20 protein-coding genes, 1 tRNA gene and 1 pseudogene are annotated in these 25,714 nt (G+C 74.4%); 6 read left to right on the top strand and 16 right to left on the bottom strand.

Going from position 1 to position 25,714, the window contains the following annotated elements; all coding sequences use genetic code 11:
- Positions 1-20: 20 nt before the first annotated feature.
- The 7 genes from OG373_RS00505 to OG373_RS00535 form a co-directional block, all read right to left on the bottom strand.
- The gene (locus tag OG373_RS00505) at positions 21-3,671 is read right to left on the bottom strand and encodes a thiopeptide-type bacteriocin biosynthesis protein (RefSeq protein WP_405435123.1); all 3,651 of its coding nucleotides are present in this window, start codon (positions 3,669-3,671) and stop codon (positions 21-23) included.
- Between the two features lie 30 nt (positions 3,672-3,701).
- On the bottom strand, positions 3,702-5,615 hold the full coding sequence (locus OG373_RS00510) for a TOMM precursor leader peptide-binding protein (RefSeq protein WP_405435124.1): 1,914 nt from the start codon (positions 5,613-5,615) through the stop codon (positions 3,702-3,704).
- Entirely contained in the window at positions 5,612-7,561 is a 1,950-nt protein-coding gene (locus tag OG373_RS00515) for a hypothetical protein (protein WP_405435125.1), read from the bottom strand. The genes OG373_RS00510 and OG373_RS00515 overlap by 4 nt, the downstream gene beginning before the upstream one ends.
- Complete coding sequence (locus OG373_RS00520) at positions 7,558-8,760, bottom strand: lantibiotic dehydratase C-terminal domain-containing protein (protein WP_405435126.1); 1,203 nt, start codon at positions 8,758-8,760, stop codon at positions 7,558-7,560. The genes OG373_RS00515 and OG373_RS00520 overlap by 4 nt, the downstream gene beginning before the upstream one ends.
- A gap of 68 nt (positions 8,761-8,828) precedes the next feature.
- Positions 8,829-11,603, bottom strand: coding sequence for a hypothetical protein (locus OG373_RS00525; protein ID WP_405435127.1), 2,775 nt, complete (start codon positions 11,601-11,603; stop codon positions 8,829-8,831).
- 116 nt (positions 11,604-11,719) lie between these two features.
- The gene (locus tag OG373_RS00530) at positions 11,720-11,902 is read right to left on the bottom strand and encodes a thiazolylpeptide-type bacteriocin (protein ID WP_397738182.1); all 183 of its coding nucleotides are present in this window, start codon (positions 11,900-11,902) and stop codon (positions 11,720-11,722) included.
- Positions 11,903-11,946: 44 nt separating this feature from the next.
- Positions 11,947-12,135, bottom strand: coding sequence for a thiazolylpeptide-type bacteriocin (locus OG373_RS00535; protein WP_189974056.1), 189 nt, complete (start codon positions 12,133-12,135; stop codon positions 11,947-11,949).
- 597 nt (positions 12,136-12,732) lie between these two features.
- On the opposite strand from OG373_RS00535, the gene OG373_RS00540 reads away from it, so the two are divergent.
- The 3 genes from OG373_RS00540 (at position 12,733) to OG373_RS00550 (ending at position 15,652) form a co-directional block, all read left to right on the top strand.
- Positions 12,733-13,731: a phospholipase gene (locus tag OG373_RS00540; protein WP_405435128.1), complete on the top strand. Its 999-nt coding sequence runs from the start codon at positions 12,733-12,735 to the stop codon at positions 13,729-13,731.
- Between the two features lie 152 nt (positions 13,732-13,883).
- Positions 13,884-14,645: a hypothetical protein gene (locus tag OG373_RS00545; protein WP_405435129.1), complete on the top strand. Its 762-nt coding sequence runs from the start codon at positions 13,884-13,886 to the stop codon at positions 14,643-14,645.
- Positions 14,646-14,755: 110 nt separating this feature from the next.
- A complete protein-coding gene (locus OG373_RS00550; RefSeq protein WP_405435130.1) occupies positions 14,756-15,652 on the top strand; it encodes an arginase family protein in 897 nt (298 codons plus the stop codon).
- A gap of 38 nt (positions 15,653-15,690) precedes the next feature.
- Here OG373_RS00550 and OG373_RS00555 read toward each other — a convergent pair whose 3' ends face one another.
- The 4 genes from OG373_RS00555 to OG373_RS00570 all read right to left on the bottom strand — a co-directional run bounded on the left by OG373_RS00555 (position 15,691) and on the right by OG373_RS00570 (position 20,413).
- Positions 15,691-16,677 (bottom strand): alpha/beta fold hydrolase, encoded by a 987-nt coding sequence (locus OG373_RS00555; protein WP_405435131.1) that lies wholly within the window; start codon positions 16,675-16,677, stop codon positions 15,691-15,693.
- A 209-nt stretch (positions 16,678-16,886) separates the two neighbouring features.
- Complete coding sequence (locus OG373_RS00560) at positions 16,887-17,540, bottom strand: CE1759 family FMN reductase (protein WP_405435132.1); 654 nt, start codon at positions 17,538-17,540, stop codon at positions 16,887-16,889.
- Positions 17,537-18,637 (bottom strand): LLM class flavin-dependent oxidoreductase, encoded by a 1,101-nt coding sequence (locus OG373_RS00565; RefSeq protein WP_405435133.1) that lies wholly within the window; start codon positions 18,635-18,637, stop codon positions 17,537-17,539. The genes OG373_RS00560 and OG373_RS00565 overlap by 4 nt, the downstream gene beginning before the upstream one ends.
- Before the next feature lie 171 nt (positions 18,638-18,808).
- Positions 18,809-20,413, bottom strand: coding sequence for a phospholipase (locus OG373_RS00570; protein WP_405435134.1), 1,605 nt, complete (start codon positions 20,411-20,413; stop codon positions 18,809-18,811).
- 179 nt (positions 20,414-20,592) lie between these two features.
- Here OG373_RS00570 and OG373_RS00575 point away from each other — a divergent pair.
- A tRNA-Trp gene (locus OG373_RS00575) sits at positions 20,593-20,667 on the top strand.
- Between the two features lie 41 nt (positions 20,668-20,708).
- Here OG373_RS00575 and OG373_RS00580 read toward each other — a convergent pair.
- On the bottom strand, positions 20,709-21,656 hold the full coding sequence (locus OG373_RS00580) for a zinc-binding alcohol dehydrogenase family protein (protein WP_405435135.1): 948 nt from the start codon (positions 21,654-21,656) through the stop codon (positions 20,709-20,711).
- A 75-nt stretch (positions 21,657-21,731) separates the two neighbouring features.
- On the opposite strand from OG373_RS00580, the gene OG373_RS00585 reads away from it, so the two are divergent.
- The gene (locus OG373_RS00585) at positions 21,732-22,220 is read left to right on the top strand and encodes a MarR family winged helix-turn-helix transcriptional regulator (RefSeq protein ID WP_405435136.1); all 489 of its coding nucleotides are present in this window, start codon (positions 21,732-21,734) and stop codon (positions 22,218-22,220) included.
- Positions 22,221-22,285: 65 nt separating this feature from the next.
- On the opposite strand, the gene OG373_RS00590 is transcribed toward OG373_RS00585, so the two are convergent.
- The 4 genes from OG373_RS00590 to OG373_RS00605 form a co-directional block, all read right to left on the bottom strand.
- Positions 22,286-23,407, bottom strand: a complete 1,122-nt coding sequence (locus tag OG373_RS00590; protein WP_405435137.1) for a nucleotide disphospho-sugar-binding domain-containing protein — start codon at positions 23,405-23,407, stop codon at positions 22,286-22,288.
- Positions 23,408-23,620: 213 nt separating this feature from the next.
- The gene (locus OG373_RS00595) at positions 23,621-23,941 is read right to left on the bottom strand and encodes a hypothetical protein (RefSeq protein WP_405435138.1); all 321 of its coding nucleotides are present in this window, start codon (positions 23,939-23,941) and stop codon (positions 23,621-23,623) included.
- 112 nt (positions 23,942-24,053) lie between these two features.
- Positions 24,054-24,746 (bottom strand): hypothetical protein, encoded by a 693-nt coding sequence (locus OG373_RS00600; RefSeq protein ID WP_405435139.1) that lies wholly within the window; start codon positions 24,744-24,746, stop codon positions 24,054-24,056.
- Positions 24,747-24,973: 227 nt separating this feature from the next.
- Positions 24,974-25,351, bottom strand: a complete 378-nt coding sequence (locus tag OG373_RS00605) for a hypothetical protein (RefSeq protein ID WP_405435140.1) — start codon at positions 25,349-25,351, stop codon at positions 24,974-24,976.
- Between the two features lie 87 nt (positions 25,352-25,438).
- Between OG373_RS00605 and OG373_RS00610 the strand changes: the two are divergent.
- Positions 25,439-25,564 (top strand): annotated as a pseudogene (locus OG373_RS00610) (transcriptional regulator); the annotation flags it as partial.
- Positions 25,565-25,714: the final 150 nt, after the last annotated feature.

Genomic DNA, 25,714 nt, shown 5'->3' on the forward strand with positions numbered 1-25,714 from the left:
GCCGCCACCGGGGGTGCGGATTACTTGGACTGGTAGACGCCGAAGACGTCGAGGACCAGGTCGGCGTCCTGGTCGCCCTGGTTCCAGAAGGTGATGGCGCCGTGCTCGCCGTCGCCGGCCTGCACCAGGTTCGGGACGATCGCGCCGGCCGTCCAGTTCAGGGTGGAGGAGCCGGGGCGCGGTCCGGTGGGTGCGGCGGGCTCGCCGGGTGCGGGCAGCGGGTAGGGGCTGGGGGCCACCGAGAGGAATCCGTCGCCGCCGGTCTCGGTGACGGTGGTGTTCAGTACGTAGGCCTCGACGCCGGTCGCGGTCGCGGCCTCGGGCGTGAATCCCTGTGTGATGGCTTCGCGGGCCCGGAACCTGCCGCCGGGCCAGCCGTAGGCCTCCTCGCGGGTGTCGAGCGTCCGGAACGGGGTGAAGGGCAGGAAGGCGGCCTTGCTGTCCTTGCTGTAGTAGCCGACGACATCGACGACCACGTGGGCCGGCAGATAGGCCCCGTTGAAGATCTTGATCGTTCCGTCCGGGGCCACCGGCACGATCACCGCGTTGGCGACGGTCTGGCCGGCCAGGAAGTTCAGGTTCGATGCCGTCGGGACCGGGCCGTCGCCGGAGAAGGCGGTCAGGTGGCCCAGTCCCCCGGGTTCGGTCACCGTGACGTTCAGTGCCACGGCCGTGATGTTCTGGGGCACCCCGCGCAGCCCGCTGATGGGGGTCGTGAACGCGCTGCGTGCGGCGAGCTTGCCCGGGGACGTGCCGAGGCCCTCGCGGGTGTCCACGAACCGGGCGGGCGTCATCGAGGTGTAGCCGTCGGCGGAGGCCCGGGTGAAGTAGCCGGTGACGTCGGCGATCAGGTCGACCGGCTGCTGGCCGCCGTTGTAGAGCTCGATGTACCCGTCCTCGCCGACCGGCACGATCACCAGGTTCGGGATGGATCGGCCGGCCGTGTAGTTCAGGTTCGAGGTGCCGGGGCGGTCGTAGCCGGCGCCGGGCCACGCGGTCACGTACCCGCTGTCGACGGTCTCGGTGACCGTGACGTTGAGGGCGACCGCGGTGACGCCCGCCGGGACGGCGGCATTGCCCGCCACCTTCACCCGGGCGGAACCCTGCCCCGGGACCTTGGCCGCGGGGGCGCCGGTGCCGGTGCCGTAGCGGGTGTCGAGGAGGCGGGTCGGGGTGTGCGGGGTGAAGTCGGATCCGGGGGTGAGGAAGGCGCCTCCGTTGGTGGCCTGGACGGCGTTGGCGGTGTCGGTCACCGTCACCTTGACCTGGTACTCGCCGGACTTGTCGTACGTGTGGGAATGGTGCAGTTCGGCGGCGCCCTGGGCGGTGAGCGTCTCGGTCTTCCCGTCGCCCCAGGCGATGACGACGCCGAGTGCGAAGTCGGCGCTCGTGATCAGGGTGGTGAGCTCGATGCCGTGTGCGGTGTAGCTGGTTCCGCTGACGTCGACCGCGAGGGTCGGGTTGGCTCCCGCGTCCGGTGCGGCTGCCTGCGTGGTCTGCGCGGCTTGCGCGGTCTGTGGTGCGGCGGTCTTGGCGTTCGCCTTGCCGCTCCCCTCGGCGGCGGCGGGCAGGGCGGTACGGACGGTGCGGTCGGCCGGGCTGTGGAAGCCCTCGGAGGTGGATGCCTCGGCTATGGCCTCGGCCACGCCGGCCGCGACGGGTACGGGATCCGCCGCCTGCGCGGTGCCCGGGATGATGCCGAGACCTGCGGCCACGAGGGCAGCGGTCATTACGAGTCGGTGGTTGCGCACCGGCCCCCCAGTTGTGGTGATGAGCGAAGAGCGGCCACCGTATGGAAAGTTCCGGCCAAGGGTCACGGGGTTCTGACGCGATTCACTCCATAGGGGCCAATGCTTTACCCGCTGTGCGGTTTGCGATCGACAGGAGGGGGTGCGGCGGCCGAGGGGCAGGAGGTACTGGAGGGGCTGGTCCGGGTCGTGGAGGCCGAGGAGTTCGTGGGCCAGGTCGTCGTGGAAGCCGCCCAGCGGGGTCCCGCCCAGGCCCAGGGCCGTCGCCGTGAGCAGCAGGGTCTGGGCCAGGTGGCCGGTCTCCAGGAGGGCCAGGCGCAGTGCGCGCAGTCCGTAGCGGCGGCGCAGCAGGCCGAGGTCGGCGTAGAGGGCGAGGAGTACCGGTGCCTGCGCGATGCCGATCCAGTCCGGGTCGGCCGACGGGCGCGAGAGGTAGGTGGACAGGGCGGTGATGTCCTCCTGCGGTGCCACCGGGCCGATGCGGCGCAGGGTCCGGCGCTCGGGGACGCAGTCGTAGGTGCCGGCCGGGAGCCCGGCCACGTCGAGGACGAGGAGGCGGACGCGTGCGGTGTGCAGGGCGCCTGCGCTGGGGTAGGGGCGGTGGGTCAGGGTACGGGTCGTGCCGTCGGCGAGGTGCTGCTCGCTGCGGCCGCTGTCGGCCAGGGAGTGCCACAGCAGGGCGCCGAGCGTGCCGGCGTCGAGGGGGCCGGTGAGGGCGCCGCGGAGTGAGGAACGGGCCGCGAGGACGGCGCCCAGGGACACCTGCGGCAACGGATCGGCGGGGAGCGGGACTTCGGCGGCGGCCGTGGCCGGCGCGGTGTCCTCGACGGGGGCGGACGGACGCAGGGCCGAGTCCTCGCCGCGGCCGATCTGGAACTTGCTGCGCTCCAGGTACTGCAGGTCGGGGGCGGTGTGGCCCGGCGGGAAGAATCCGGCCGGGCCGTCCTGCGTGTCCAGCAGGGTGCGCGCGGCCAGCCGGCACACGGCTCGTTCCTCGTCGGGGCTCACGCCCAGCCGGTTGAACAGCATGTGCAGCTGCGAGCCCCAGACCGCGGCCCGGGTCCGCTCCCCCAGGCCGTCGAGCAGTGCGTCGGCCTCCCGGACCCGTTCGGCCCAGTGCGCCGGCCAGGGTGCCGCCGTGCCCGCCCGGAGGCGGTCGCGCAGGTCCGCGGCGCGTCCGCCGAGGGTCGTGCGCTGCGCCGCGTGGACGGTGTTGACGCGGGTGTGGACGGCGGCGGCGGGCAGCAGCGGTACCTCGGTGACCCAGCGCCAGCCCGCCGCGTGCGCGCGCAGCCAGCGTGCGGCGGCGAGCCGGTCCATGCCGAGTGCGTACGCCGTGGTGTGCGCGAGGTCCGCGGCCGCGGTGAGCCGGGACGCGGCCGCGGACCCGGTCCCGGTGGGCAGGGCCCGCAGTACGTCGAGGGCGGTGCGGGTGGAGGCTGCGAAGACGGCCTCGGCGACGGGCAGCGCCTGCGGTCCGCCGTAGCGCCGGGTTTCGGGTGCGTAGGGCACGGCGCGGATCTCGCCGTGCCGGGAGGGCCAGGGGCCGGGTACGGCGGGTACCTGCCGTGCCTTCCGGGCGAGCAGGTCGGGGAGTTCGGGGAGCCGCGCGGTGGTACGGACCCGGATCCGTACGTGGGGGCCGTCCTGCCCGTAGCGGATGTAGAACCAGTCGGTGGCTTCGCCGGCGGCCACGAGGCCGTCGAGGAGCGGGGCCGCGTCATGGACCAGGAAGCGGTCGGTGTCCTCGGTGGTGGAGTGCAGGAAGAGGTGGTGGCTCTGCCAGGTGCCGGCGCCTGTGCCGGTGGCCGTGGCGGTGCCGGTGTCGGTCGCGGTCGCGGTCGCGGTCGCGGTCGCGGTCGCGGTCACCGTGGCGGTGTCGGTGCCTGTGGCGGTGTCGGTGCCTGTGTCGGTCGTCGTCACGTCGTCCGGTCCTCGTCGTCGCAGGTCGGGTCAGGGGAAGGGGTGGGGGTGCAGGGGCAGTTCCTCGTGGCGCCCGGGCCGGGCCGTGCGGCCCAGGCGGTGGGGCACTTCCAGCAGCCGGGTCAGACCGAGGGTGCGCCGGTTGACGTGCCCGAAGGTCATCGGGAGCGCGCCGGGGACGATGGCCTTCACACAGTGCAGGCCGAACCTCTCGCGCAGCCCCGGCTCGCTCTGGTCGACGGTGATCACCTCCAGTCCGGTGCGGGCCAGCCGGTCGACGGTCCGCGTCAGGAGGCCGGAGAGGTCGGGCACCGGTGCGGGGGCGCCGGGCCAGGCCTCGGCGACGGGCACGGCCGGGGTGTCGGCGAAGAGGAACTCCAGCCGGGGGGCGGCCTCCGGCAGGGTGCTCAGCCCGACGTGGTCGTCGAGGGTGAGTACGAGTTCCGGGCGCTCCAGCATGGGCCGCAGCCGCTCGGGGTCGCGCGGTCCTCCCTCGGCGAAGGAGCGGTGCGGTGCCTCCAGAACGTTGGTGACGACCTCGGCGACGGCGGAGCGGATGGCGGCGCGCGGATCGTGGTGGGCGCCGGCCGCGAGGAACATCCGCGGCGCGTCCGGCCGGCCGCCCTCGTAGCGGCAGACCGCCAGGACGGCCGGGACGGCGAAGTCGTTGGTCGCGTCGAGGAGCAGGAGCCGGTAGCCGGCCGCCGCCGCCCGGTCCGCGAGCAGCAGGGTGTCGGTGTCCTCGGCCGGCGGGCGGATGCGGCGCAGTGGGGTGGCGGCGTACCAGGCCATGAGGAAGGCGTCGCGTTCCGCGACCTCGAACAGCCCGTACAGGGCGGCCTCTTCGGGGCTGTTGCCGAGGCCGCAGCCGTTGGAGGACTCGTACACGACGCGCGGGCGGCCCGGGCCCGGCACGTCCCAGTACGCGACGTGCTCGGGGACCGCGGTCGGTCTGCGGTGGGTGAGGGACCAGCCCTGCACCCAGTGGAGCGGCAGGTCCGGGGTGTACGGGACGGTGGGCGAGCCGGGGTGGCCCTGGTGGGCGGGGTCGGGCAGGCCGAGCCGCTCGGGGTCCAGTGCCCGGTCGGGGCCCAGCTCGGCGAAGGAGGCCCGCAGGTCGGTGCGGCGGCCGGTGGGGCGCATGCCCGCATGGCGTTCGACGGCCTCGAAGAGGGCGATGCGCTCGCTGTCGGCGTAGGTGCGCGCCCGACCGTGGCCGCCGTCGTCGACGGACCGGCCGTCGGTGACGAGCGCGCTGGTGAGGCTGAACGCCGAGTCCTCGGAGCGGTGCAGCAGCCGTACGGGCCCGAACCGCTCGTCGTACAGGGCGGTTCGCAGTGCGGCGCCGGTCGTACGGGGGTTGGAGCCGCGCAGGAGGGCCGGGTCGGGTATCGGGCGCGGCCCCGAGGGCAGCGGGCGGAGCCGGGCCTGTGTGTCGGAGGGCAGTGGGTGGCACACGTCGCAGCCGCCGACGGGGCGGACGCGGTGGGTGGACCAGGTGGCGCGGCCCTGGTGGACGATGTGGACGACGGCCGAGTCGTCCTGGTCGAGGAGCCTTTCCCCGTCGAGGAGTTCCTCGTCGAGGAGTTCCTGGACGAGGGCCTCCACGGCCGGGGTCAGGGCCGGTGAGGGCACTCCGGCCAGGGTCAGCTTCGGGCTCTGCCACGGGACCCGGCCGCCCGCGGTGGCCAGGCGCTGGTACTCGGTGCAGACGAGGCAGGCCGCGCCGCCCGGCCGGAGCACGGGTCCGATCACCGCCAGCGGCCCGTCGTAGCGGACCGGGACCAGGGCGACGGGCCGGCGCAGGGCGTGGCGGCTCAGTTCCTCGGCGAGGCCGAGGGTCCAGTGGGTCAGCAGGACCGCGGCCCGGCCGGTGGTGGTGGCCAGGGCGGTGGCGGCGTCCAGTACGGGGGCGGCGGCGCGGGCCGGGGCGGGGGCGGTCATCGGGTCTCCTCGGCGGTGCGCAGCACGGTGAAGCCGAAGGAGCGCAGCAGGCCGGCGGGTTCGGGGGCGGGGGCGGGGTCCGGCGTGGGCGCGGGGCCTGCTCCGGACAGCCGGTGCAGGGTGTCCTGGAAGGCTTCCTCGCGCCCGGCCAGGTCGGCGAGCCAGCCCCCGCTCCAGCCGAGGTCCTCCCAGGCGGCGGTGCGTGCACCGGCCACCGCCAGCGGGGCGACCGCGCCGCCGGAAGGGCGGGGCCGGGCGGCGGACGGCCCGGCCGCGGCGGTGCGGGCGGCGGTGACGGCGGCCAGCGCGGCGAAGGCCGCGGCGTCGCCGGGCGTGGCCTCGACGGCCTCGCCGAGCACCGGGCCCGGCCCGTGCCCCGGGCCCGCCGGGGTGCGGCGGACCACGGCCCGGTAGGCGTGCGCGCGGGGGGCCGCCCGGTGCACCTCCAGTCGCGCGGCGACGTCGAGCCGGTCGGTCAGGATCTTCCACCAGTGGCGCAGCTGCGGGTGGCCTGACCATCGGGCCGGGTCCACCGCGGTGCGCCCGTCCGGGGCGGCCGCGGCGAGGCGGCGGGCGGCGCCGTGGCGCAGGGCGCGGCCGAGGGCGTGCCCGGGGCCGGCTCCGACGGTGAACGTGTCGTCCCCGAGGAGGAGTTCGGCGGCGCGGCAGAACAGTTCCAGCCGGGCCAGGTCCAGCCGGGGCGCGCCGCCGGTCAGGGTCCGGGGTGTTCCGGTGTCCCGGGTGGCGGGGCCGGGGTCGGGGGCGGGGGCGGGGGCGGGGGGGGGGGGGGGGGGGGGGGCGGGGGCGGGGGCGGGGGCGGGGGCGGGGGCGGGGGCGGGGGCGGGCAGTGTGCAGGTGGCGAGGGGTACCGGGAGTTGGGGCAGGTCCCCCGGCAGCGGTCCGGGCAGGGGTCCGCAGCGGGGCTCCCCGAGGGCGGCGATGCGGCGCAGTGCCTCGGCGAGGTCGGCCGGGGGTGCGAGGCGGACGTGGCGGTCCGCGTCGATCCGCCGGGGGCCGAGCCAGCTGTGGAGGTCGGCGCGCGGCGGGCGGGCGTCGGCGAGGAGGACGGCGGGGATCCCCGGGAGCAGCCGGGGGTCGTCTCCCTCGGCGGCCGGGTCGGGCAGTGCGGCGGCCGCGCACAGCAGCCGGTGCGCGGCGGCGCCGGCCAGCAGCGCGGCGAACGCGCCCGGGACCTCGTGGGGTTGCGGTGCGCCGGCTTCCCCGGCGCCGTCGGCGGCGTGGGTGAGCCGGGCCTCCAGGGCCGCGGCGTCGGCGCGTGCCTGGGCGGCGCTGCCGGGGGCGGTCACGTATCCGGTGCTGCCGCTGCGGCCGGCGGCGACCGTCCGGTCCCGGCCGGCGCCGCGGACGGTCAGCAGGACCCGGTCCCCGGGCAGCCCGGGGTCGGGGGTGGGGGTGACGGGCAGACCGCCGGCCTCCAGCGCGCGCACGGCGGCGGTGGCGGCCGGGGATGCCGGGTCGAGGGCCAGGACCTCGGCCCGGGCGGTGGCGAGGGCGGCGGCCGCGTCGGCGGGGTGCGCGGCCGTGGCGTCGATCCACCGTGCGACGGCCGGGTCCGCCGGGCCGGTGGGGGCCGGGGTCGCGGCGGCGGGTGGGGCGGGGACGAGGAGGTCGTGGTCGGCGAGGCGGCCGACGAGGGTGTCGACGGCGGTGCGGACGGACGAGCCCGGCGCCAGGCCCTCCCGGAACTGCGCGAGGCGGCCGGTGCGCAGGGGTTCCTCCAGCAGGCCCCACACCACCGGAACGGCGGTGCTGCCCTCCAGCGTGACGCTGCCGCGCCGGCCCCGCAGGTGCAGGCCGGCGCGCAGCGGTGTGACGGCGGTGCCGGGGCGCAGCCGGTCGCCGGGGTGCGGCCGGGCGTCGCCGTTCGCGCGGCCGCCCGTGCCGGGGTCCGTACCGGGGGCCGTGTCGGGGTTCGTGCCGGTCATGTCCGTGCCTCCACCGCGTCGATGACGGCGTCGATCTCGGTGCGCCAGTCGCAGCCGGTCAGGGCGGGCACGGCGCGGACGACCAGGTGCGCGGCGAGGTAGCGCTCCAGCGGGCGGACGTCGCAGATGGTCAGCAGCCGGTACAGGGCGTTCGTGCAGGCGCGGTGGATGAGGTAGTCGGGGCGGCTCCACATCGCGCCCTGCGGGTCGGCGCGGCGCAGCAGGCGGTGGAACTCGCTGTAGCGGGTGCGGATGTCCTGGTTCCAGCGCTCGTACGCGACGGTGTCGCCGGTGGCGGCGGCCCGGACCCGGTAGGCCAGGGGGTCTCCGTGGAGGTCGGCGCCGGCGTCGTAACGCTCCTGCGCAAGGCGCCAGGCGCCCTGCGAGAAGGCGGCCCAGGCCTGTTCCCAGTCGTCCGCGTGCCCGTCGGCGATCCGTGCGACGAGGGCGGTCGCGGTGTCCCCGGCGCGCTCCGCGTGCCGTTCGAAGGCGGCGCGCAGCCTTCCGTCCGGGTCGTCGTGGAGCAGGAAGTCCTCCAGGTGGGAGACGTAGGACCAGTGCCCGCCGGTCAGGCCGCCGGGGTGGGCGCAGGCGTGGGCCGCGAGGGCGGTCACCGCGAGGCGGAGCCGGGCCCGGTCGGTGTCCTGGTGGCGGCCGAGGAATTCGGCGCCGGAGCGCAGGGCGTCCAGGCCGGACCGCAGCAGGTCCTCCCGCAGTCGGGTCCCGTCCGCTCCGAGCAGGCCCCGTACGAAGGACCGGTCGACGGGCTCGATCCGGACCGTGTTGTCGGGGTGGACCGGCCCGTAGGGCGGGGGGACGAGTTCGGCGCGTCCGGACTCGGCGGCCCGTTCGAGGAGTTGGGCCTCGGTGAGGTCGCTGTGCGAGGGGTGGGCGCGCAGCCGGGCCCGGATGCGGGCGGCCGCGGCCTCGGCGGTGTGCGCCACCCGGGCGGGGTCGGTGCCCTGCAGGCGCAGCCGCAGGTGCGGGCCGTGCAGCCAGTGCCGCTCGACGTGGGCGGCGATCCCGCCGTCGGTCCCGTCGGCGGAGACGGAAACGGAGGCGGCGAGCGGCAGCATCACCTCGCGCAGCAGCGGGGCCTTGACCGGGTGGTGGTAGTACGCGACGACGTCCAGCGCGCTGCTGTCGCGCGGGTCGTCGCCTCCTGCGGGTGCGGGGGCCTCGGGGTCGGGGGGCGGCATGTCCGGTGTGCTCCTCTCCTGGTGCTGCGGGCCGGGCGGGCGGGTCGGCGGGCGGGGCATCGGGCGGGTCATCGGGCCGGGCGTCGCGGGCGGCCGTCGCGGTAGACCTCGAGGACGAGTTCGACGGCCCGGGCGGGCGTGTCCAGGCCGCCGGGTGCGGGCAGTGCCTCTTCGAGGACGACGCCGTCGGTGTGCCGGGACAGCCATTTGGCGAGGCAGCGCAGGTGCAGGGCGTTGCCGAGGTCGGCGAGGTGCGGTTTGGGGCGGGCCAGCCGGCTCAGGAAGTCCTCGGTGGCCCGGCCGGTGGGGGCGCCGGCCAGCGGGTGCAGGAAGATCTGCTCGGGCAGGCCGAGCAGGGCGCGCCAGTGGGCGGCGGCCGCCGCGGGGACCCGGCCGGGGCCGGTGTCGGCGGTGAGGTCGGTGCGCAGCCGGGCCACGACGCCGGGCGGCAGCAGCCAGCGGCGGCGCTGGAGCACCACGTGCCGGTGGCGGAGCCGGGAGCCGACGGTGACGGTGCCGCCGGGCGCGGGCAGGGCGTGGCGGGGGGCGAGGGGGCGGAAGTCGACGACCCCGCCGGGGTGGTCGCCGAGGTGGGCGGCGATGCGGGCGGGCAGCAGTACGGGGGCGAGGAAGCCGGGGTAGAGCACGTCGAGCGGTTCGCCGGTGGCCCGCAGGTGTATCCGGACCTGGTCGGTGGCTTCGTCGTGGACGAGTTCGAGGTCGGCCTCGGAGATCGGGGTGCGGTGCCGGTCGGGGCCGATCTCGTCCGGGACGAGGAGGGGGTGGAGGTTGGCGTTGAACCCGCCGACGGGGCGGATCTGGGCGGGGCGGGCGCCGGGGGCGAGGCCGCGCCGGATCTGCCGGGACATCTCGGCGGTGGCGCGGGGGTCCAGGGAGTCCAGGAAGCGGCTGGCGAACCGGCCCCATCCGCCGTAGACGTGGTTGACGGCCAGCAGTCCGGAGGCGGGGTCGCGCTGGAGGAAGTAGGCGTAGCTGAGGGGCCGTTCGACGGTCGGGGCGGGGAGCCGCTCCCCGAGGGTCTTGAGGGTGTCCGCGGGCAGCAGCGCCTCGTCGCGGTCCCCGGCGGGGTCGGGGGTGCGGTGGCCGGCGGGGCCGCTCCGGTCGCGCAGGGCGTCGGCGATCTCGGCGCGCAGCCGGGCCAGTGGCTCGGTCGCGCTGGGGAACGCGTCGCGGTCGGCGGGGTCGAGGAGGGCGATCCGTCCGGCGGACTCCCAGGCGGCGGTGACGTCGGCGCCGAACTCCCAGGGGTGCGCGCAGCGTCCGCCCGGGCCGTAGCGCTCGACGAAGCGGTCGCGGACGGCGCGGCGGACGAGATGGCCGAGGTCGAAGAGTTCGGCGAGGGCGGTGACCTCGCCGAGCGCCTCGTGGTCGGCGGCGCCGAGGAAGCCGTCGAGGGCCAGCGGGTGCGGGGCGACCACGTCCTCGGACAGGACGGTCAGCGGGGCGGAGGCGGTGGGGACGGGCCGGCCCGCGGCGGCAAGTTCGGCGGTCCAGCGCCGGGTGAGGTCGGTGAGCCGGTCGGGGCGTTCGGCGGCCGGGGCGGCGGCGAACCGGTCGGTCAGCGAGCCGAGTTCGGCGATCCGGTCGGCGCGCTGCGCGTCCTGGGGGTGGCCGGGCGCGAAGGAACGTAGCCAGGCGGCGAGGCGGCGCAGGGGGTCGGGGTCCTGCGGGGGGACGGGGTCCTGCGGGACCAGCAGGCCCGCACGGGCGAGCCGGTCGAGGAAGGCGGCGGCCGCGGCCCGGCCGCCACCGTCGTCGTCGCCGGCGGGGCGCAGCGCCGTGGCCAGGTGCTGCGTCAACTCCGCGAGCGGTACGGGGTTCTCGGCGAGGCCGGTGAGCAGGCGCAGTGCTCCGCCGGAGGCCACTTCCGCCTCGTCCTCGCCGGGCACGAGGTAGCGGCCGCCGGCGAAGGAGGGCCGGTCGCGGGAGTACGCGGCCCGCCCGCCGGCGGTCCGTGCGGTGCTGGTGATGCGGTGGGGCAGGGTGGTGCGGCGGTGCGGTGCGTCGAGGAGGGCGAGGGTCAGCGCAGTGGTCAGGGTGCGGTTGGCCCGTACGACGGACCGCAGGGGGCCGTCGAGGAGGGGTGCGGCGCCCCAGGAGGTCACCGGGCGGGCCGGGCCGGCGGCGAGGGCGGGGCCCGCGGCGGCATCGGGGGCGGGTGCGGGTGCGGGGGTCAGTGGGCCCCATCCGACCGCCGTGAACCACGACAGCGGGCTGGTCTTGGTGCTGGCGCGCAGGGCGTAGCGCAGCACGGTGGGCTCCTCCTTGCGGGCCCGGCGGTCGTCGGCTCCGGTGGCGGCGCGGTTCACGGCGCGCAGCAGGTCGGCGCTGGTCAGGGCGGTGGCCCGGGCGAGGGCGGGTTCGCGGCAGAGGGCGGCGAGTGCGGTGCGTTCGGCGGCGAGGGCGGGGCCGGCGGCGGCGTCGAGGGCGGTGAGGAGGGTGTCGCGGTCGGCGCGCAGGGTGAGCCAGGCGGCGAGCCGGGGCAGGCGGGCCGGGAGGTCGCCGAGTCGGGCGAGGACGGCGGGGCGGGGTTCACGGCCGTTGTGCAGGGCCCGTCGCAGGGGCAGGACGACGTCGCGGTGGAAGTCGGCGGGGTGGCCGTCGCGGGCGGCGTACAGGTCGTCGCAGAGCGGTGCGGCGGTCAGGGCCAGTTCGGTGTCGAGCCGGTGGAGGCGGGCCAGCAGGTCGCGGAAGGCGGCCGGTGCCGGCTGCTGGGCCGGGTGGGCGAGCACGGTGGCGCGGGCCAGCGCGTAGGGGGCGGAGCGTACCCGGTAGCCGTCGGCGCCGGGGGTGGGGTGCGGCTGCGGCTGCGGCTGCGGCATGGGTTCCCGTCCTGTGGGTGGGTGCGGCGCGCGGGCTTCCCGCCGGGCACGGGGCACGGCGGGAAGCGTCTGCCGAGCGGTGGTGCGGTCATGCGGTGGTGCGCCGGTGTCCTGCGTTACACGGGGAGTTCCGGCAGCTGCGGGTGTGCGCAGGAGGACGAGCCGCAGGAACAGGAGCTGCCGCCGTTGGACGCGCCGCCCTCGGGCAGTGCGACCGTGTCCCGCATGGAGGTCACGGTGAGTTCACCGAGGTCGAGGTCGTCGAGGTCGAAACCGGATGACTGTGTGCCGTCGTTCATGGGTTTCCTCTCGTGTTCGGGGTCGGGGTCGGATCGGGCCGGGGTCAGGCCTGGAGGGCGACCGCGTCGTGCGGCTGGGCGCACGACGACGAGCCCTGGCAGGAGCAGGAGCCCCAGGACGCGCCGCCCTCGGGCAGTGCGGCGGTGTCCCGCATCGAGGTGACGGTGAGGTCGCCGAGGTCGAGCTCCAGGTCGTGGAGTTCGGCCTCGGGGGTACGCGCGGCGTCGGACATATGTGTCTCCCGGGATGTGGAAGCGGAAAGCCGAAGGTGCACTGAACGTCGGTCGGCCGGATCGTTCGAAAGCATTGCGAGGCCTAACGGAGGGCGGCAAGCGCGTGGGACTTCTGCTCGCTACCTGGGCAAGTCCGGTTCGACTCGGTCACGTTGCTGCCGGCCGAAACCGGCCGTACGGGTGTGCCGGCCGGTGTTCCGGCCGCTCTCCAGTATTCCCCGGGGTCCCTCGAGGCCCGCCGGAGCGTAAGCGGCCGCATTTTCCCGGTGGGGGCTCGGGAATTGCGAGGTGGGGCGGTCCGAGCCGGATGGCGCAGGCCGGGTGCGGGCCGGCGACTTCCGGCAGACCGGAAAGCGGTGGTCCGCGGTCCGCAGGGCCTGGGTGGACATCCGGTCACGGGAAGGGGATTCGGCCGTACCGGGATTTCCGTTCCCCCTTTCCCGGTCGCTTTTCCGTCACACGACGCAGGGGGCGGAATCGGTTTTCCGCCACTCGGGGGCCACCCCCGATCGGATTTCATTCATCATGCATTTATCGCATGCCCGCATGCGACCGCCGAGATCAATTGTCCGATTCGGACACCGATATGACGGAGTATGTTCTTGACCAATCACCTCAGGCCCGGTTCTTCCGGCCCACGGCTGTTCCTGGCGCTGCTCGCGGCCCTGTGCGCAGTCATCGGTACCACCGCGCTCGGTACGGCCCCGGCCGCAGCAGCCGACCAGCGTCGCCCGATCTATGCCGTCGCGCACCGCGTCAACACCCTGGACGGCGTGGACGCCGCGCTCCGGCACGGCGCCAACAGCATCGAGATAGACGTGTGCGCCTGGTGGAACCCGAACGAATGGCGGGCCTATCACGACTGTTCCTCGGCCGGCGACAACCGGCTGGGCCCCGGCTTCGACAGCATGATCGACCGCATCCTCTCCCACGCCGGCTCGGGACGCCGGCCGGCGCTGGTCTGGCTGGACATCAAGGACCCGAACTACTGCGGGGAACGGGAGAACCGCGGGTGCAGCGTCGCCGGACTGCGTGACAAGGCACAGCGGTTGACGGCCGCCGGGATCCCGGTGCTCTACGGGTTCTACGAGTACCACGGCGGCAGCACCCCGGACGTCGGCGGCAGGGGCTGGAAGAGCCTGGAGGGCCGGCTCGGCGCTCTGGAGGGGATCACGACGACCGGAACCCGCGACCGGGTGCGGGATGCGTTCGACCGGTCCGGTTCCGGATTCCCGGCGGGTCGCCGGGTGATGGACTACGGCGACAGCGACATCACCAAGGGGTTCGGCAACTGCACGGAACCCACTTACTACACGTGCGCGGAACTGAAGAAGGGTGCCGGGGACCGTGATGCCGGACAGCTCGCGGCCACCCTGTCCTGGACGACCACCTACAACGATCCGTGGTACGTCGACAAGCTGCTGGGCGAGGGGCGTGTGGACGGCATCATCGCGGGCTACGGGGCCTTCACCGGGGTGCGCGAGTACGACGACAGCTGGCAGTGCGCCAATGCCGTCGGCCTCGTCCGTGACTGGGTGAACCGCCACAGCGGCACGCATCGCATGGCCGGCCCGGGTGACCGCCTGTTCCGGTAGGGCACGCGCATCGCCGGTCGCACCGATGCGTGTGGTGCGTGTGGTGCGTACCGGTGCGGATGCCCCGCGGCGGTCGTTGCACCGGTTGCGGCCGATCGGCCGGGCGCGGAGCCGTGGTTCACAGGATTTCGATCGCACGTACGATGCCGGGCATGATCGTCGCTTCCGTCGACCCCACCTCTCAGGCTTTCGCCATCGGCGAGGTCATCGGAGTCATGTCCGCCGCCGCCACGGCTGTCGGACTGCTCTGGTGGCTGACCCGCTCCTGGCGCAAACAGTCGGCCCCGCCCGGCACCGACCCGGCATCGGCTCTGCGCGAGAGGAGGAAGCGGACCGGTTTCATCGCCGGTGCGACCGTGCTGATCGCGGTGGTCGCGAGCGTGAAGGCCGCGGCCTCCTACCATCCCGAACCCCGCGCCGTCGAGGCACGCGCCTCGGACGGCGCCCAGGAGTCCCTCGTCATCGTCCTCCCGGCCGCTTTCGAGGACTACCGCCTGCTGAGCGGTGAGGCCGCCGAGCGCGCCGAGACCGAGGTGCTGGCCGGCCGTGAACTCCCGCACAGCATGAGGACCGGCTACTACGATCGGGGCGCGGACGGATCCTTCGACCTCTTCGTCCTGGTCAACAGCGCCGACTGGGACCCCAAGGTGGCCGAGGACAAGGCGACCAAGTCCATCTCGCAGGAGTTCCGCAACTACTTCACCGCGGCGAAGGCCCGCGACGTGACCGGTTTCGACGCGGGCGAGCACGGCGGCGGCCTCAGCTGCGGCCTCGTGGCGGGCCCCGACGGCGACCAGACGCTCTGCGCGTGGAGCGACGCCGCCAACTTCGTCGGGGTACGGCTGGTCCGGGAGAGGGACCTGGCCGGCGCCGCCCGGACCACCCTCGCGCTGCGCAACGCGGCCACACGCTGACGTACGTGCTGCCGGTCCCCTGATCCGGCCGGTCTCTTTGCGAGAGTACGCAGTGGTTGGTTCGGGTTCGGTGCGACGGTCCACGCGGGCGACGGCGAAGGGGTGCAGGCGTGCGGAAGCCGGCGATCGTCGAGGCGCCGTCCGTGCTGGGGCTGCGGCCCTCGGGGGTCCAGGACCTGCCGGCGGCTCTCCTCGGTGCCGGCCTGGCCGAGCGGCTGGGGGCCGTGCGGGCCGGCCGGGTCGAGGCCACGGCGTACGACCCGGGGCGGGACGGGAGCACGGGGATCCTCAATCCGCTCGGCATCGCACGGTACTCGCTCGCCCTGGCCGACGCCGTCGGCAGCGTCCTGGACGGTGGTTTCTTCCCCGTGGTCCTCGGCGGCGACTGCAGCATCCTGCTCGGCAACCTCCTGTGCCTGCGGCGCCGCGGACGGTACGGCCTGCTGTTCCTCGACGGCCACACCGACTTCTACCAGCCGGCGGCGGAGCCGACCGGCGAGGCGGCCTCCATGGAGCTCGCACTGGCCACGGGCCGTGGGCCCCGGCTGCTCGCCGACCTCGAGGGCCGCGGGCCGCTGGTGCGCGACGAGGACGTCGTCGCCTTCGGCTTCCGTGACGCCTGCGAGTCCGCCGGGGCCGGGATGCAGCCCCTGCCTCCGGGGCTGCTCACCGTCGATCTGGAGGGTGTGCGTGCGGCCGGTGCCGGCGCGGCGGCGCGCCGGGCGATCGAGCGTCTCGGGGACGGCGGGAGCGCCGGATTCTGGGTCCATCTCGACGTCGACGTCCTGGACGACGCCCTCATGCCGGCCGTCGACTACCGCATTCCCGGCGGGCTGACGTGGCCGGAGCTGGAGAGCGTGCTGCGGATCGCGCTGGCCGACGAACGCGCCGTCGGACTCGATGTCACGATCTTCAACCCGCGCCTGGATCCCGACGGGACACTGGCCGCCCGTCTCTGCGCGTGCCTGTGCCGAGGGTTGTCGGCGCGGACCGGCCACGGGAGTTGAGCGGCGACGCGCACCCGGGAGGGGTGGCGGGAGGGGCTTCAGGCGGGCAGGGCGGCGAGCCAGTCGGTCAGGATGCGGTTGATCTCGGTGGGGCGCTCCTGCTGGATCCAGTGGCCGCAGCCGTCGAGGATCCGGGAGGAGACCAGGCCGGGCAGGGTGGTGGGGAAGGCCTTGATCGCATCGGCCATCCATGTGGTGGAGGCGTCCAGGCCGCCGCCGACGAACAGGGACGGCTGGGTGAGGGGGGCGCCGTCGAGTTCGGCGAGGTCCTCCCAGTCCCGGTCCATGTTCCGGTAGCGGCCCAGGGCCCCGCTCAGGCCGGTCCGCTCGAACTCCCCGGCGTAGACGTCCAGGTCCCTCTCGCCGAGCCAGCCGGGCAGCCGGCCGGTGGGGAAGCGGTCGCGCAGTTCTGTGCCCCGGCCGACGAAGTGCGGGCCGGGTGCGTCGGGGGCGGGCATGGTGTCGGCGGAGAAGGCGGCGTAGAAGCCCGCGAGCCAGCCGCGCACGTCGGGCTCGATCTCGGCCTCGGCCCGGCCGGGCTCCTGGAAGTAGGAGACGTAGAACTCCTCGTCCCGCTCCGCGCCCAGCCGGGTGAAGACCGTGCTGGGCCGTGGCCCGCCGCGCGGGGCGTAGGGAACGCTGAGCATCCCCACGGCGCGGAAGACGTCCGGTCTGAGCAGGGCGGAGTCGGCGGCGATGACCGAGCCCCAGTCGTGGCCGACGATCACCGCGGACCGTTCGCCCAGGGCGTGCACCACGGCGGCGTTGTCCGCCACCAGTTCCGGCATCCGGTACGCCTGCAGGTCGCCGGGCCGGGAGGAACGGCCGTAGCCGCGGACGTCGATCGCGGCCGCGCGGTATCCGGCCGCGGCCAGGGCCGGCAGCTGGTGGCGCCAGGAGTACCAGGATTCCGGGAAGCCGTGCACGAGCAGCACCAGCGGCCCGGTGCCCTGTTCCACCACGTGGATCCGGCCTGCGGGCGAGGGGACCAGGCGGTGGGTGGCTTCCGGGGCCTGCTGCGACATGAGTCCTCCAGGGTTCTCGACCTGCCGTGCGCCAGGATCGCTGCCCCGATCATGCGAGGGGCGGCGCGGGGGCGGCGAGTCCTGTTGCCGGTTCGGCAAAAAGGGAGTGGTGCCGGGTGCGGCCGCTCTCCCCCGCCGCTCCCCGCCGCCGCTCCCCACCGCCGCTCCCCCGCGTGACCGCGGCCCGGACCGGGCGGCCGGTCCGGGCTCTATTCGGCCTGGAGCGCGGCCAGCCGTTGTGCGAACGGCACGATCGTGAAGCCGTTCGCCGGATCCGTCGAGGTGATCGCCCCGGTCAGGGAACGGGGTGCGATCGCGGCGGCGGTGTCGATGTCCGGGGCTGCCGCGGGAGCGGCGGGCGCCATGGAACGTGCCAGCTCGGTGCCCGCGCGGGTGATCCGCCGGTCCAGTCCCTGCTCGCCCCAGTCCTCCGAGGCCGCGTACACGGCGGTCGGCAGGACGAGTGCGCGCAGGTAGGTGAACAGCGGGCGCAGGGCGTGTTCGGTGACCAGGCTGTGCCGGGCGGTGCCGCCGGTCGCGCCGAGGAGGACCGGCTTGCCGGTGAGGGCGTCCTTGTCGATGAGGTCGAAGAACGACTTGAACAGGCCGCTGTACGAGGCCGCGAACACCGGTGTGACGGCGATCAGGCCGTCCGCGGCCGCCACCGCGTCGAGGGCGGCGGCCAGCCGGGCGGGCGGGAACCCGGTGACGAAGTGCTGGGCGATCTCCGCCGCCAGCTCCCTCAGCTCCACCACCTCGGGTTCGGCGTCCACGCGGTCCAGCGTCGCGGCCGTGAGCCGGTCGGCGAGCAGCCGGGTGGAGGAGGGCGAGCTCAGCCCCGCCGATACGACGACGAGCTTCATGCCTGCGGCTCCTCCTTCGGGGTCTCCCGGGCCGCTGCGACGCGGGCCGGGTGGGTCGGGGCGTCCGGTACGCCGGCCGGGCGCAGGTTCGCGAACTCCTTGCGCAGGACCGGTACGACCTCTTCGCCGAGGAGGTCGAGCTGTTCCAGGACGGTCTTCAGGGGCAGGCCCGCGTGGTCCATCAGGAACAGCTGGCGCTGGTAGTCGCCTACGTAGTCCCGGAAGGACAGGGTGCGTTCGATGACCTGCTGGGGCGAGCCGACGGTCAGCGGTGTCTGGGAGGTGAACTCCTCCAGGGACGGGCCGTGGCCGTAGACCGGTGCGTTGTCGAAGTACGGGCGGAACTCGCGCACCGCGTCCTGCGAGTTCTTGCGCATGAAGACCTGGCCGCCGAGTCCGACGACGGCCTGCTCGGGGGTGCCGTGCCCGTAGTGGGCGTAGCGCTGCCGGTAGAGGTTGACCATCTGCTCGGTGTGGGAGGCGGGCCAGAAGATGTTGTTGTGGAAGAAGCCGTCGCCGTAGTAGGCGGCCTGTTCGGCGATCTCCGGCGAGCGGATGGAGCCGTGCCACACGAAGGGCGCGACGCCGTCCAGCGGGCGCGGGGTGGAGGTGAAGGACTGCAGCGGGGTGCGGAACTTGCCCTTCCAGGTGACGGTGTCCTCGTCCCACAGGCGGCGCAGCAGGGCGTAGTTCTCGATGGCGAGGTCGATGCCGTCGCGGATGTCCTTGCCGAACCAGGGGTAGACCGGTCCGGTGTTGCCGCGGCCCATCATGACGTCGACGCGGCCGTCCGCGACGTGCTGGAGCATCGCGAAGTCCTCGGCGATCTTCACCGGGTCGTTGGTGGTGATCAGCGTCGTGGACGTGGACAGGATCAGGTTCTCGGTGCGTGCGGCGATGTAGCCGAGCATCGTGGTCGGCGAGGAGGGGACGAACGGCGGGTTGTGGTGCTCGCCGGTGGCGAAGACGTCGAGGCCGACCTCCTCGGCCTTCTGTGCGATGGCGAGCATCGCCTTGATGCGTTCGTGCTCGCTGGGCACGCGTCCGGTCGTCGGATCGGCCGTGACGTCGCCGACGGTGAAGATCCCGAACTGCATGGCTCCCCTTCCCAAGATTGTTTATTGTTCAACCATACCTCGGAACGGGGGGTGCTCCCCGGATATTCCCGGGGCGGGCGCGGAGACGGGGGGCGGGGGCGGGGACAGCGGACCGCCCCCGCTCCGCCGGACCGGACCGGGCCGGGCGGAGCAGGGGCGGCGTGGGGTTGGTCAGCCCTGACAGAGGCCGCGGGCGTAGTCGTACGTCGCGGTGGCCTGCGAGTACCGCCACTGCGGGTCGAGCAGGTCGCTCTTCAGCTGTCCGGCCGCGGCCGGGCTCTCGACGACGTACCCGAAGTCCTGGAGCCAGGACGGGTACAGGTTCTTGGAGCCGATGTAGAAGGCCGAACCGTCGACCGAGACCAGCTTGTGGTGCTGGGCGTACGGCTTGCCGTCCGCCCAGGTCGGCCGGTCGGAGGCGCGGTAGGTGGCCAGCTGGAGGTTCTCGCACAGGGCCGTGCGCGCCCGGCCGCCGTCACCGGTCAGGGCCGTCAGGCGGCCGCGCAGGGCGTCGCTCACCTCGGAGAGCGACTTGATCTGCGAGTAGCCGCCACTGCCGATCGTGCCGCGGTTGGCGGGGTCGCTCACGACGATGCGGACCTTCACGCCGGAGACGAGCTTCGCGGCGAGGGCGTCGTAGAGGCGCACGTCGTAGCGGGGCAGCGGCGGGCAGGTGGCGTGGACGTCCTGCTGGGAGATCTCGATGTGCGAGGTCGCGCTGGAGACCAGGGCGCGCAGGGCACTCTCCTCCGGGTTGACGGTGTCGTAGTCCCGGTCGGCGTTGGTCCTGTCGTGGATCCCGATCCCGCACTTGGTGTCGCCGGCCGTGGGCAGGACGGGGCGGAAGGCGGAGGTGGGGTCGCTCTCACGGATGCCGACGCCGAGGCCGCCGACGGCGAGCGCGGGGACGTCGCCGCCCCCGGGGGCGGCGGGCCGGGGCAGGGAGGGCATGCAGTCCGCGCCGGGCGAGGCGGCGAACCAGACCGAGCTCCAGTTGCTCCTGTTGCGGCAGGTCCAGTCCCACAGGGAGTCCAGGTAGCGGCCCGCGGAGCCGGCGGCGGGCCCGGTCAGCGCGAGGTCGACGTCGCTGACCGGGTGCGAGGTCTCCAGGTAGTCGTCCTTCCAGCTGTTGATGCCGCCGGTGATCACCGAACTGCCGTCGACGACGACCAGCTTGGAGTGGTTCCAGGAGAACGCGGTCTTCGAGGTGGTCATCGAGGCCACATTGAGGGTGATGTTGCCGGCGGCGGCCGGGCCGAGCTTCGCGAGCAGCTCGTTGCGGTAGGACGAGGGGATCACCGTGGAGTGGTAGACGGGCGCGGCGCCCACCAGGATGCGCACCTTCAGCCGGTTGCCCTTCTGGGCGGATTCCCTCAGGCCCGCGACGATCGCCTCCTGGTAGCCGCCGTCGGGGAAGGGCGCCAGCGTCGATATGTCCACCGTCTGGCGTGCGTCGGCGATGTCCTGGCGGATCTTGTCCAGGAGACGGCGCGATCCGGGCCGGTCGGTGCAGGCGGCGTCGCCCCAGCAACCGGGGGTCTGGAGCAGCCAGTCGGCGCCCCCGGGAGCGGAGGAGCCGAGCCGGTTGCCGGCGGTGCGTTCCCAGACCGAGCCCTCCAGGCCCGGCGAGACCTGGCGCAGGGTCTGCTCGACCGAGTCCAGGTGCGGTGTGGGTGCGTCGTCCGCGGCGGACGCGGGGGCGGCGGCGAGGAGGGAGAGGCCGAGTGCGAGGGCCGTGGTGGAGACGAGGGCCGTCGTACGGACGGTGCGTGCCAATGTGGTTCCTTGACTGGGGGGTGGCTCCGGCCGGGAGCGTGGTCGGCCACGCCTCCGACCTTGATCAACTCGCGCAAGTTACCAGCACGTAGCCCGCTGTTCACCCTCCTCGGGTGAGTTCCGGCCACCCCCCGGCCGGGCCGGCTGCGGGGCGGTGGCCCTACGATGCCGGGACGGGCGGAGCCGTAGCGCAGAGGTCGACGCGCGCGGTCTCCAAAACCGCGAGGACACCGGTTCGACTCCGGTCGGCTCCGCCCGCCCGGACGGCGCTTTTTGCGCGGTTCGCGGTTCGCGGTCAGGCGACGCGGATCACGCTCTTGCCGTGGGTGGCGCCCTCGGCGAGCCGCTGTACGGCGGTGGCCAGGTCCGCCAGGTCGTATTCGGCGGTGATGTCGATCCGCACGCTGCCGTCCGCGACGAGACGGAGCGCGTGGCGGGCGCTGTCGGCGAGGCGTTCGGGGTGGGTGCGGCTGAGCAGGTTGCTGTTGTGGGTCAGGAGCGACGCGCCGCGCATGAGCAGGTCGTCGGGGTCGGCGGGGGCGGGTTCGTGGGGGCCGAGGCTGCCGAAGGCCGCGAGCCGTCCGTGCTCGGCCAGCAGCTCCAGACCGGCGCGGCGGGTCGGGCCGCCGACCGGGTCGAGGATCACGTCGAAGCGTTCGGCGTGGAGCCCGCCCGGGAATTCCTCGCGCAGCAGGACCCGGTCGTAGCCGAAGGCGGCGGCGTAGTCGGCCCTGGCGGCACTGCCCGCGACCCCGACGATCCGGCCGGCTCCGGCGAGGCGGGCGAACTGGGCGGCGAGGGTGCCGACCGAGCCGGCCGCGGCGTGGATGAGGACGCTCTCGCCGGGGCGTACCCGGGTGGTGGTGTTGATCAGGTCGTAGGCGGTCGGTGCGCCCCAGCCGAGGCCGGCGGCGGTCCGCAGCGGCAGGTCGCCGACGTCCAGGGTGAGCGCGGCGGGCGCCAGGACCACCTCGGCGCAGGCGCCCGCCTCGGTCAGCGCGGCGACGGGCGTACCGATGCGGTTCGGGTCGACGCCGTCGCCGACCGCGGTGATGCGTCCGGAGGCCTCGAAGCCGGGGACGAAGGGGCGCGGGAGGGGGAAGCGGCCGTCGCGGACCATGGTGTCGCCCCACTGGATCCCGGCGTAGGCGACGCGGATCGCCACCTGGCCGGGGCCGGGGGCGGGCTCGTCGAGTTCGGTGACGCGGTAGTGGTTCTCGGCGTCGAGGAGGACAGCCTTCATCGTTACAGCCCCTTGTGCTGACTCAGTATCCTTACAGTCGAGGACAGTAGGTATATAAGGTTCCTGAGTCAACCCATGAACCTGTCAATGGAGTGGGAGTGCGTGATGGAAGCCCCGGTCGATGAGACGCTCTGCACCCGGATCAGGCGGTCGGAGCAGGCGCTGATGGCGCATCACGAGGCGGTGCTGCGCGCCTACGGACTGACCATGACGCAGTACACCGTGCTGCTGGCCCTCTCCCGGGAGGGCGGCATGTCCGGCGCCCAACTGGCCCGCGCCTGCGGAGTGACGCAGCAGAGCATGAGCAGTGTGCTGGCCAACATGGAGACCAAGCGGCTGATCCGCCGCGAGACGTCCCCGGTGCACGCCAAGGTGCAGATCGCGAACCTGACCGAGGAGGGCCGGGCGCTCCTCGACCGCGCCTACCAGGAGGTGGCCGTCCTCGAGCGTGCGCTCACCGACGCGTTCACGCCCTCCGAGCACGCCGCGCTCAGTGAACTCCTGGACCGGGCGACCGCCGTCCTGATCGGGCAGACCCGCCGGACCGGGTCCGCGCAGGGCTGACCCGCCGGGCCGCGGAACCTGCCCGGGGCCGGGTTCCGGGCAGGTTCCGCGGGGTGGCGCCGGGTTCAGGAGGCGGTCAGGGCCTCCAGGGCGGGGACCGTTTCGGCGGGGGTGGGCAGGGCCGCGTTCTGGTCCCGGAGGCGGGCGGCCGCCTCGCGCAGGGCCGGGTCGGCGGTGAGGCGGGCAAGGAGCGGGGCGTCGACGTCGTCGGAGGCGGAGCGCAGGGCGGCGCCGGTGGCGGTGAGGGCGTCGGCGTTGGTGAAGTGGTCGGCGCCCTGGGGCAGCAGGAGCTGGGGCAGGCCGGCCTGCAGGGCGGTGAGCAGGGTGCCGGAGCCGCCGTGGTGGATCAGCGCGTCGGAGGCGGTCAGCAGTTCGGCGAGCGGGACCCAGGGCAGCGGGCGGACATTGTCCGGGAGGGTGCCGAGCGGGCCGAGGTCGGCGCCGCCGACGGCGAGCAGGAACTCGGCGTCCACCGAGGCGGCGGCCTCGATCAGGCGGACGATGGCGCGGACGCCGTCCAGCTCGGCGAGGACGGTGCCCAGGGTGACGGCGACGCGCGGGCGGGCGCCGCGCCGGAGCAGCTCGGCGGGGACGATGCCGCCGCCGTTGTAGGGGAGGTAGCGCATGCGCAGGCCCTCCGGGTCGCCGCCGAGGGAGGCGGGGACGATGTTCAGGGCGGTGGGCTCGGCGGGGCCGGCGACCCCGTACGTCTCGTAGGCCTCGGTGAAGTGGGCGGCGAGCCGGCCGATCATGTCGAGGCCGGAGGTGACGCCGAAGTTGTGGACCACCGAGGGGATCTTGAGCTTGGCGGCGACCAGCGGGGCCGCGGCCTGGAAGGAGTCGTACACCAGCAGGTCGGGGCGCCAGCTGTCGGCGGCCTCCAGCAGTCCGTCGACGGTGGAGCGGGAGACGAGCGCGAAGCCGCGGGCTGCCCTGCCGAGGATCTGCTCCGGGGTCATGTCCGGGGCGACGTAGCGTATTTCCTCGCCGGTGGACTGCTCGAACACGTCCCGGATGCTGCGGCCGTCGCCTGTCTCGACGATCGGGAAACCGGCCTCGCGGAGCTGGTTCAGCGGCTGCGAGCCCGCGAACAGCACCTCGTGGCCGGCGGCGCGTAAGGCCTGTGCGGTCGGGATCATCGGGAAGAGGTGACCGGCCGCGGGCGGGCCGGTGAAGAGTATGCGCACGGTCTCTCCTTGCTCATGGTCTGCCGGTCGAGGGCGGGTCGTGCGGACGCGCCCCCGGTTCCGTTCGGTGAACTGACGGGAATGCGCGCTGTGTTCCCTGCGAGGGGTCGATAACCAGACGTTCTGGGACGCCCGGTGACCGGCCGGCAGGTGCACGGGAAAGGGCCGCCACCCCCGGGCGGGGGTGGCGGCCCTTTCCCGTGCGACCGGGGACTACTTGCGGAAGATGTTTCCGGTCCACTGGCCGGCGCCCTGCATCAGGGCCTCGTTGCTCATGATCTGGGTCGCGGGCACGGTCGCCATGCCGATGTCACCGGCCGGCGCCGCGCCGTTGTGGGAGCCGACCGTGTTGTCGTGGCCGGCGTTGAAGATGTCGTCGCCGGCCACCTGGTTCAGGTCCCCGAAGACGATCGAGTACGTGTTGCTGATCGGTGCGTAGACGGTGAAGGCGTCGTCGGCGGAGGCGGCGGAGGCGCCCGCCAGGAGGATGCCACCGGCGGCGAGAGCGGTCAGGGCGCAACGGATCGATCGCACGAGTACTGCCTTTCGTGAGGGGTGGGGAGCAGTGCGAAGGTAGGCCGCTTCGTGCGGCGGGAGCCCGTACCGGCCACCGTACGGTCCGAGTCCATCCGTACGGCGCAGCCCGCTACCGCTCCTCGACCTGTTCCGGGACGGCGAACTCGGCCCCGCAGTCCGGGCAGGTCGCCCGGCCGAAGAGGTACGTCAGCCCGAGCGCGACCTGCTCGTGGCCCGCCCGCGACGCCGTGCGGTGCAGGCGGGCGGGCAGCGGGCCGAGCGCGCGGGGATCGGCGGGCAGGAGCGCCGCCTTGACCGGATCGGCCGTCACGTAGTCACCGGCCGAGGCGAAGGTTCCGTGGTCGCCGAAGGCGATGAAGAGCTCCGCCGTGCACTGCGGGCACTCGATCTCGTACTCCTGCTCGAACAGGCCCTCCAGTCGCCCGGCGCTCCACACCCGTTCGCCCTCGAAGGCCAGGACGCACTGGAGGAGGTGGACGAAGGTCGGCGGGTGGCCGGTCGCCGCGTCGAGGAGGCGGCGGGCGACGGGCAGGAGCACGGACGTCTCCCCGGCGTACCGCGCGCCGTGCTCCTCGTCCGCCGCCGAGGCGATGAGGCCCGCCATCAGGACGGCCTCCTGCGGTTCGCCGGGGGCGCGGCCGGTCGCGATCGCCGCCAGGTACGGGAGGGCGAGGAAGCTGTCCTCGTAGACGCAGCCCTGGTGGCACAGGTCGTTCCAGAGGTCGCTCCAGACCTGCTGGTCGTCCTCACCGCCGAGGCGGGCGAAGGCGGCGGTCAGATCGTCGGAGGGGTGCGGGCTCATGCGACCGCATTCTCGCCGACGCCGCGCAGGTCACCGCGACCGGAGGGGCCTGGGGTCACGGACTGGGCCGTCTCTTTCGGGTCTTGTCGGTCAGGTCCGCGTCGTCCGGCGGCGTGCCTCGGCGTGCTGCCGGGGCTGCCGTGTACTGGACGCACTCGGTTGCCCCGGCAGTGCGGCGAGGTGCGGTGCCGGGCAGCGCGGGCCCGGCAGGATCCGGAAGAGACGGCCTAGCCGCGTACGGCGGCGGCCGCGCCGAGGAAGGTCCAGCCGTCGACCTTCGTGTCCCGCCGCTCCCCCGGCTGCCACCCGCGGGCCAGCGCCGCGTCGAGCAGAACCCGTACCGTGCCCGGTTCGTGCAGGTTCAGCGCGCCGGTGCCGATCTCCCCCACCTCGCCCGAGCCCGTGGTGAATCCCGAGACGTACCGGCCCGGGCCCTCGTCGAAGACGAAGCGCAGCAGGCCGCCGGTGCCGGGCGGCTGGGAGTGCAGGGTGAGGGTTTTGCGGCAGCCGTTGTCGTCGAGCACGTGGTGTCCGTGGCGGACGGTCCACAGGTAGGTGCGCCCGTCGGCGACGAGCCGGCGGGCCTTCTTCGAGGAGCGGGGCATACGGGCGAGCGTACGTGCCGCGGCGGGAGCGTCCCCAGGGGTTTTCGCGCGCGGCGGGGCACCGACGCGGTGGGTGATCCTTGGATCGTGCGTGCCGCCCGTCCGATCCGCATTGCTCTCCTCGTCCAGTCCCGCCCCGGCCCGACCGCCGCCGTTCTCGCCCGCGAGCCGGAGATCTCCGAGCGGACCGTGATCCGTGACGCCCAGGCGCTGCCGCGAGGCCGCCGAGTCCTCGGTGCGCCGCTTCCACTTGGACGCCCCGGCCCGGTTCCGCGAACCCGCAACCCTGCCCCGTACGGGCGCCCTTCGGCACCCGTACGGCGCCGACAACGTGTGCGGTGGGGTGCGTGCGGTGGGGTGCGC

The sequence above is a fragment of the Streptomyces avidinii genome (assembly GCF_045161815.1).
Lineage (GTDB): Bacteria > Actinomycetota > Actinomycetes > Streptomycetales > Streptomycetaceae > Streptomyces > Streptomyces avidinii.

What these genes read in the sequence shown, in the direction of transcription:
- OG373_RS00510 (WP_405435124.1), bottom strand. Translation starts at nt 5,615, where the DNA reads ATGACCGCCCCCGCCCCGGCCCGCGCCGCCGCCCCCGTACTGGACGCC.
- OG373_RS00515 (WP_405435125.1), bottom strand. Translation starts at nt 7,561, where the DNA reads ATGACCGGCACGAACCCCGACACGGCCCCCGGTACGGACCCCGGCACG.
- OG373_RS00520 (WP_405435126.1), bottom strand. Translation starts at nt 8,760, where the DNA reads ATGCCGCCCCCCGACCCCGAGGCCCCCGCACCCGCAGGAGGCGACGAC.
- OG373_RS00525 (WP_405435127.1), bottom strand. Translation starts at nt 11,603, where the DNA reads ATGCCGCAGCCGCAGCCGCAGCCGCACCCCACCCCCGGCGCCGACGGC.
- OG373_RS00530 (WP_397738182.1), bottom strand. Translation starts at nt 11,902, where the DNA reads ATGAACGACGGCACACAGTCATCCGGTTTCGACCTCGACGACCTCGAC.
- OG373_RS00535 (WP_189974056.1), bottom strand. Translation starts at nt 12,135, where the DNA reads ATGTCCGACGCCGCGCGTACCCCCGAGGCCGAACTCCACGACCTGGAG.
- OG373_RS00540 (WP_405435128.1), top strand. Translation starts at nt 12,733, where the DNA reads ATGTTCTTGACCAATCACCTCAGGCCCGGTTCTTCCGGCCCACGGCTG.
- OG373_RS00545 (WP_405435129.1), top strand. Translation starts at nt 13,884, where the DNA reads ATGATCGTCGCTTCCGTCGACCCCACCTCTCAGGCTTTCGCCATCGGC.
- OG373_RS00555 (WP_405435131.1), bottom strand. Translation starts at nt 16,677, where the DNA reads ATGTCGCAGCAGGCCCCGGAAGCCACCCACCGCCTGGTCCCCTCGCCC.
- OG373_RS00560 (WP_405435132.1), bottom strand. Translation starts at nt 17,540, where the DNA reads ATGAAGCTCGTCGTCGTATCGGCGGGGCTGAGCTCGCCCTCCTCCACC.
- OG373_RS00565 (WP_405435133.1), bottom strand. Translation starts at nt 18,637, where the DNA reads ATGCAGTTCGGGATCTTCACCGTCGGCGACGTCACGGCCGATCCGACG.
- OG373_RS00580 (WP_405435135.1), bottom strand. Translation starts at nt 21,656, where the DNA reads ATGAAGGCTGTCCTCCTCGACGCCGAGAACCACTACCGCGTCACCGAA.
- OG373_RS00585 (WP_405435136.1), top strand. Translation starts at nt 21,732, where the DNA reads ATGAACCTGTCAATGGAGTGGGAGTGCGTGATGGAAGCCCCGGTCGAT.
- OG373_RS00600 (WP_405435139.1), bottom strand. Translation starts at nt 24,746, where the DNA reads ATGAGCCCGCACCCCTCCGACGATCTGACCGCCGCCTTCGCCCGCCTC.
- OG373_RS00605 (WP_405435140.1), bottom strand. Translation starts at nt 25,351, where the DNA reads ATGCCCCGCTCCTCGAAGAAGGCCCGCCGGCTCGTCGCCGACGGGCGC.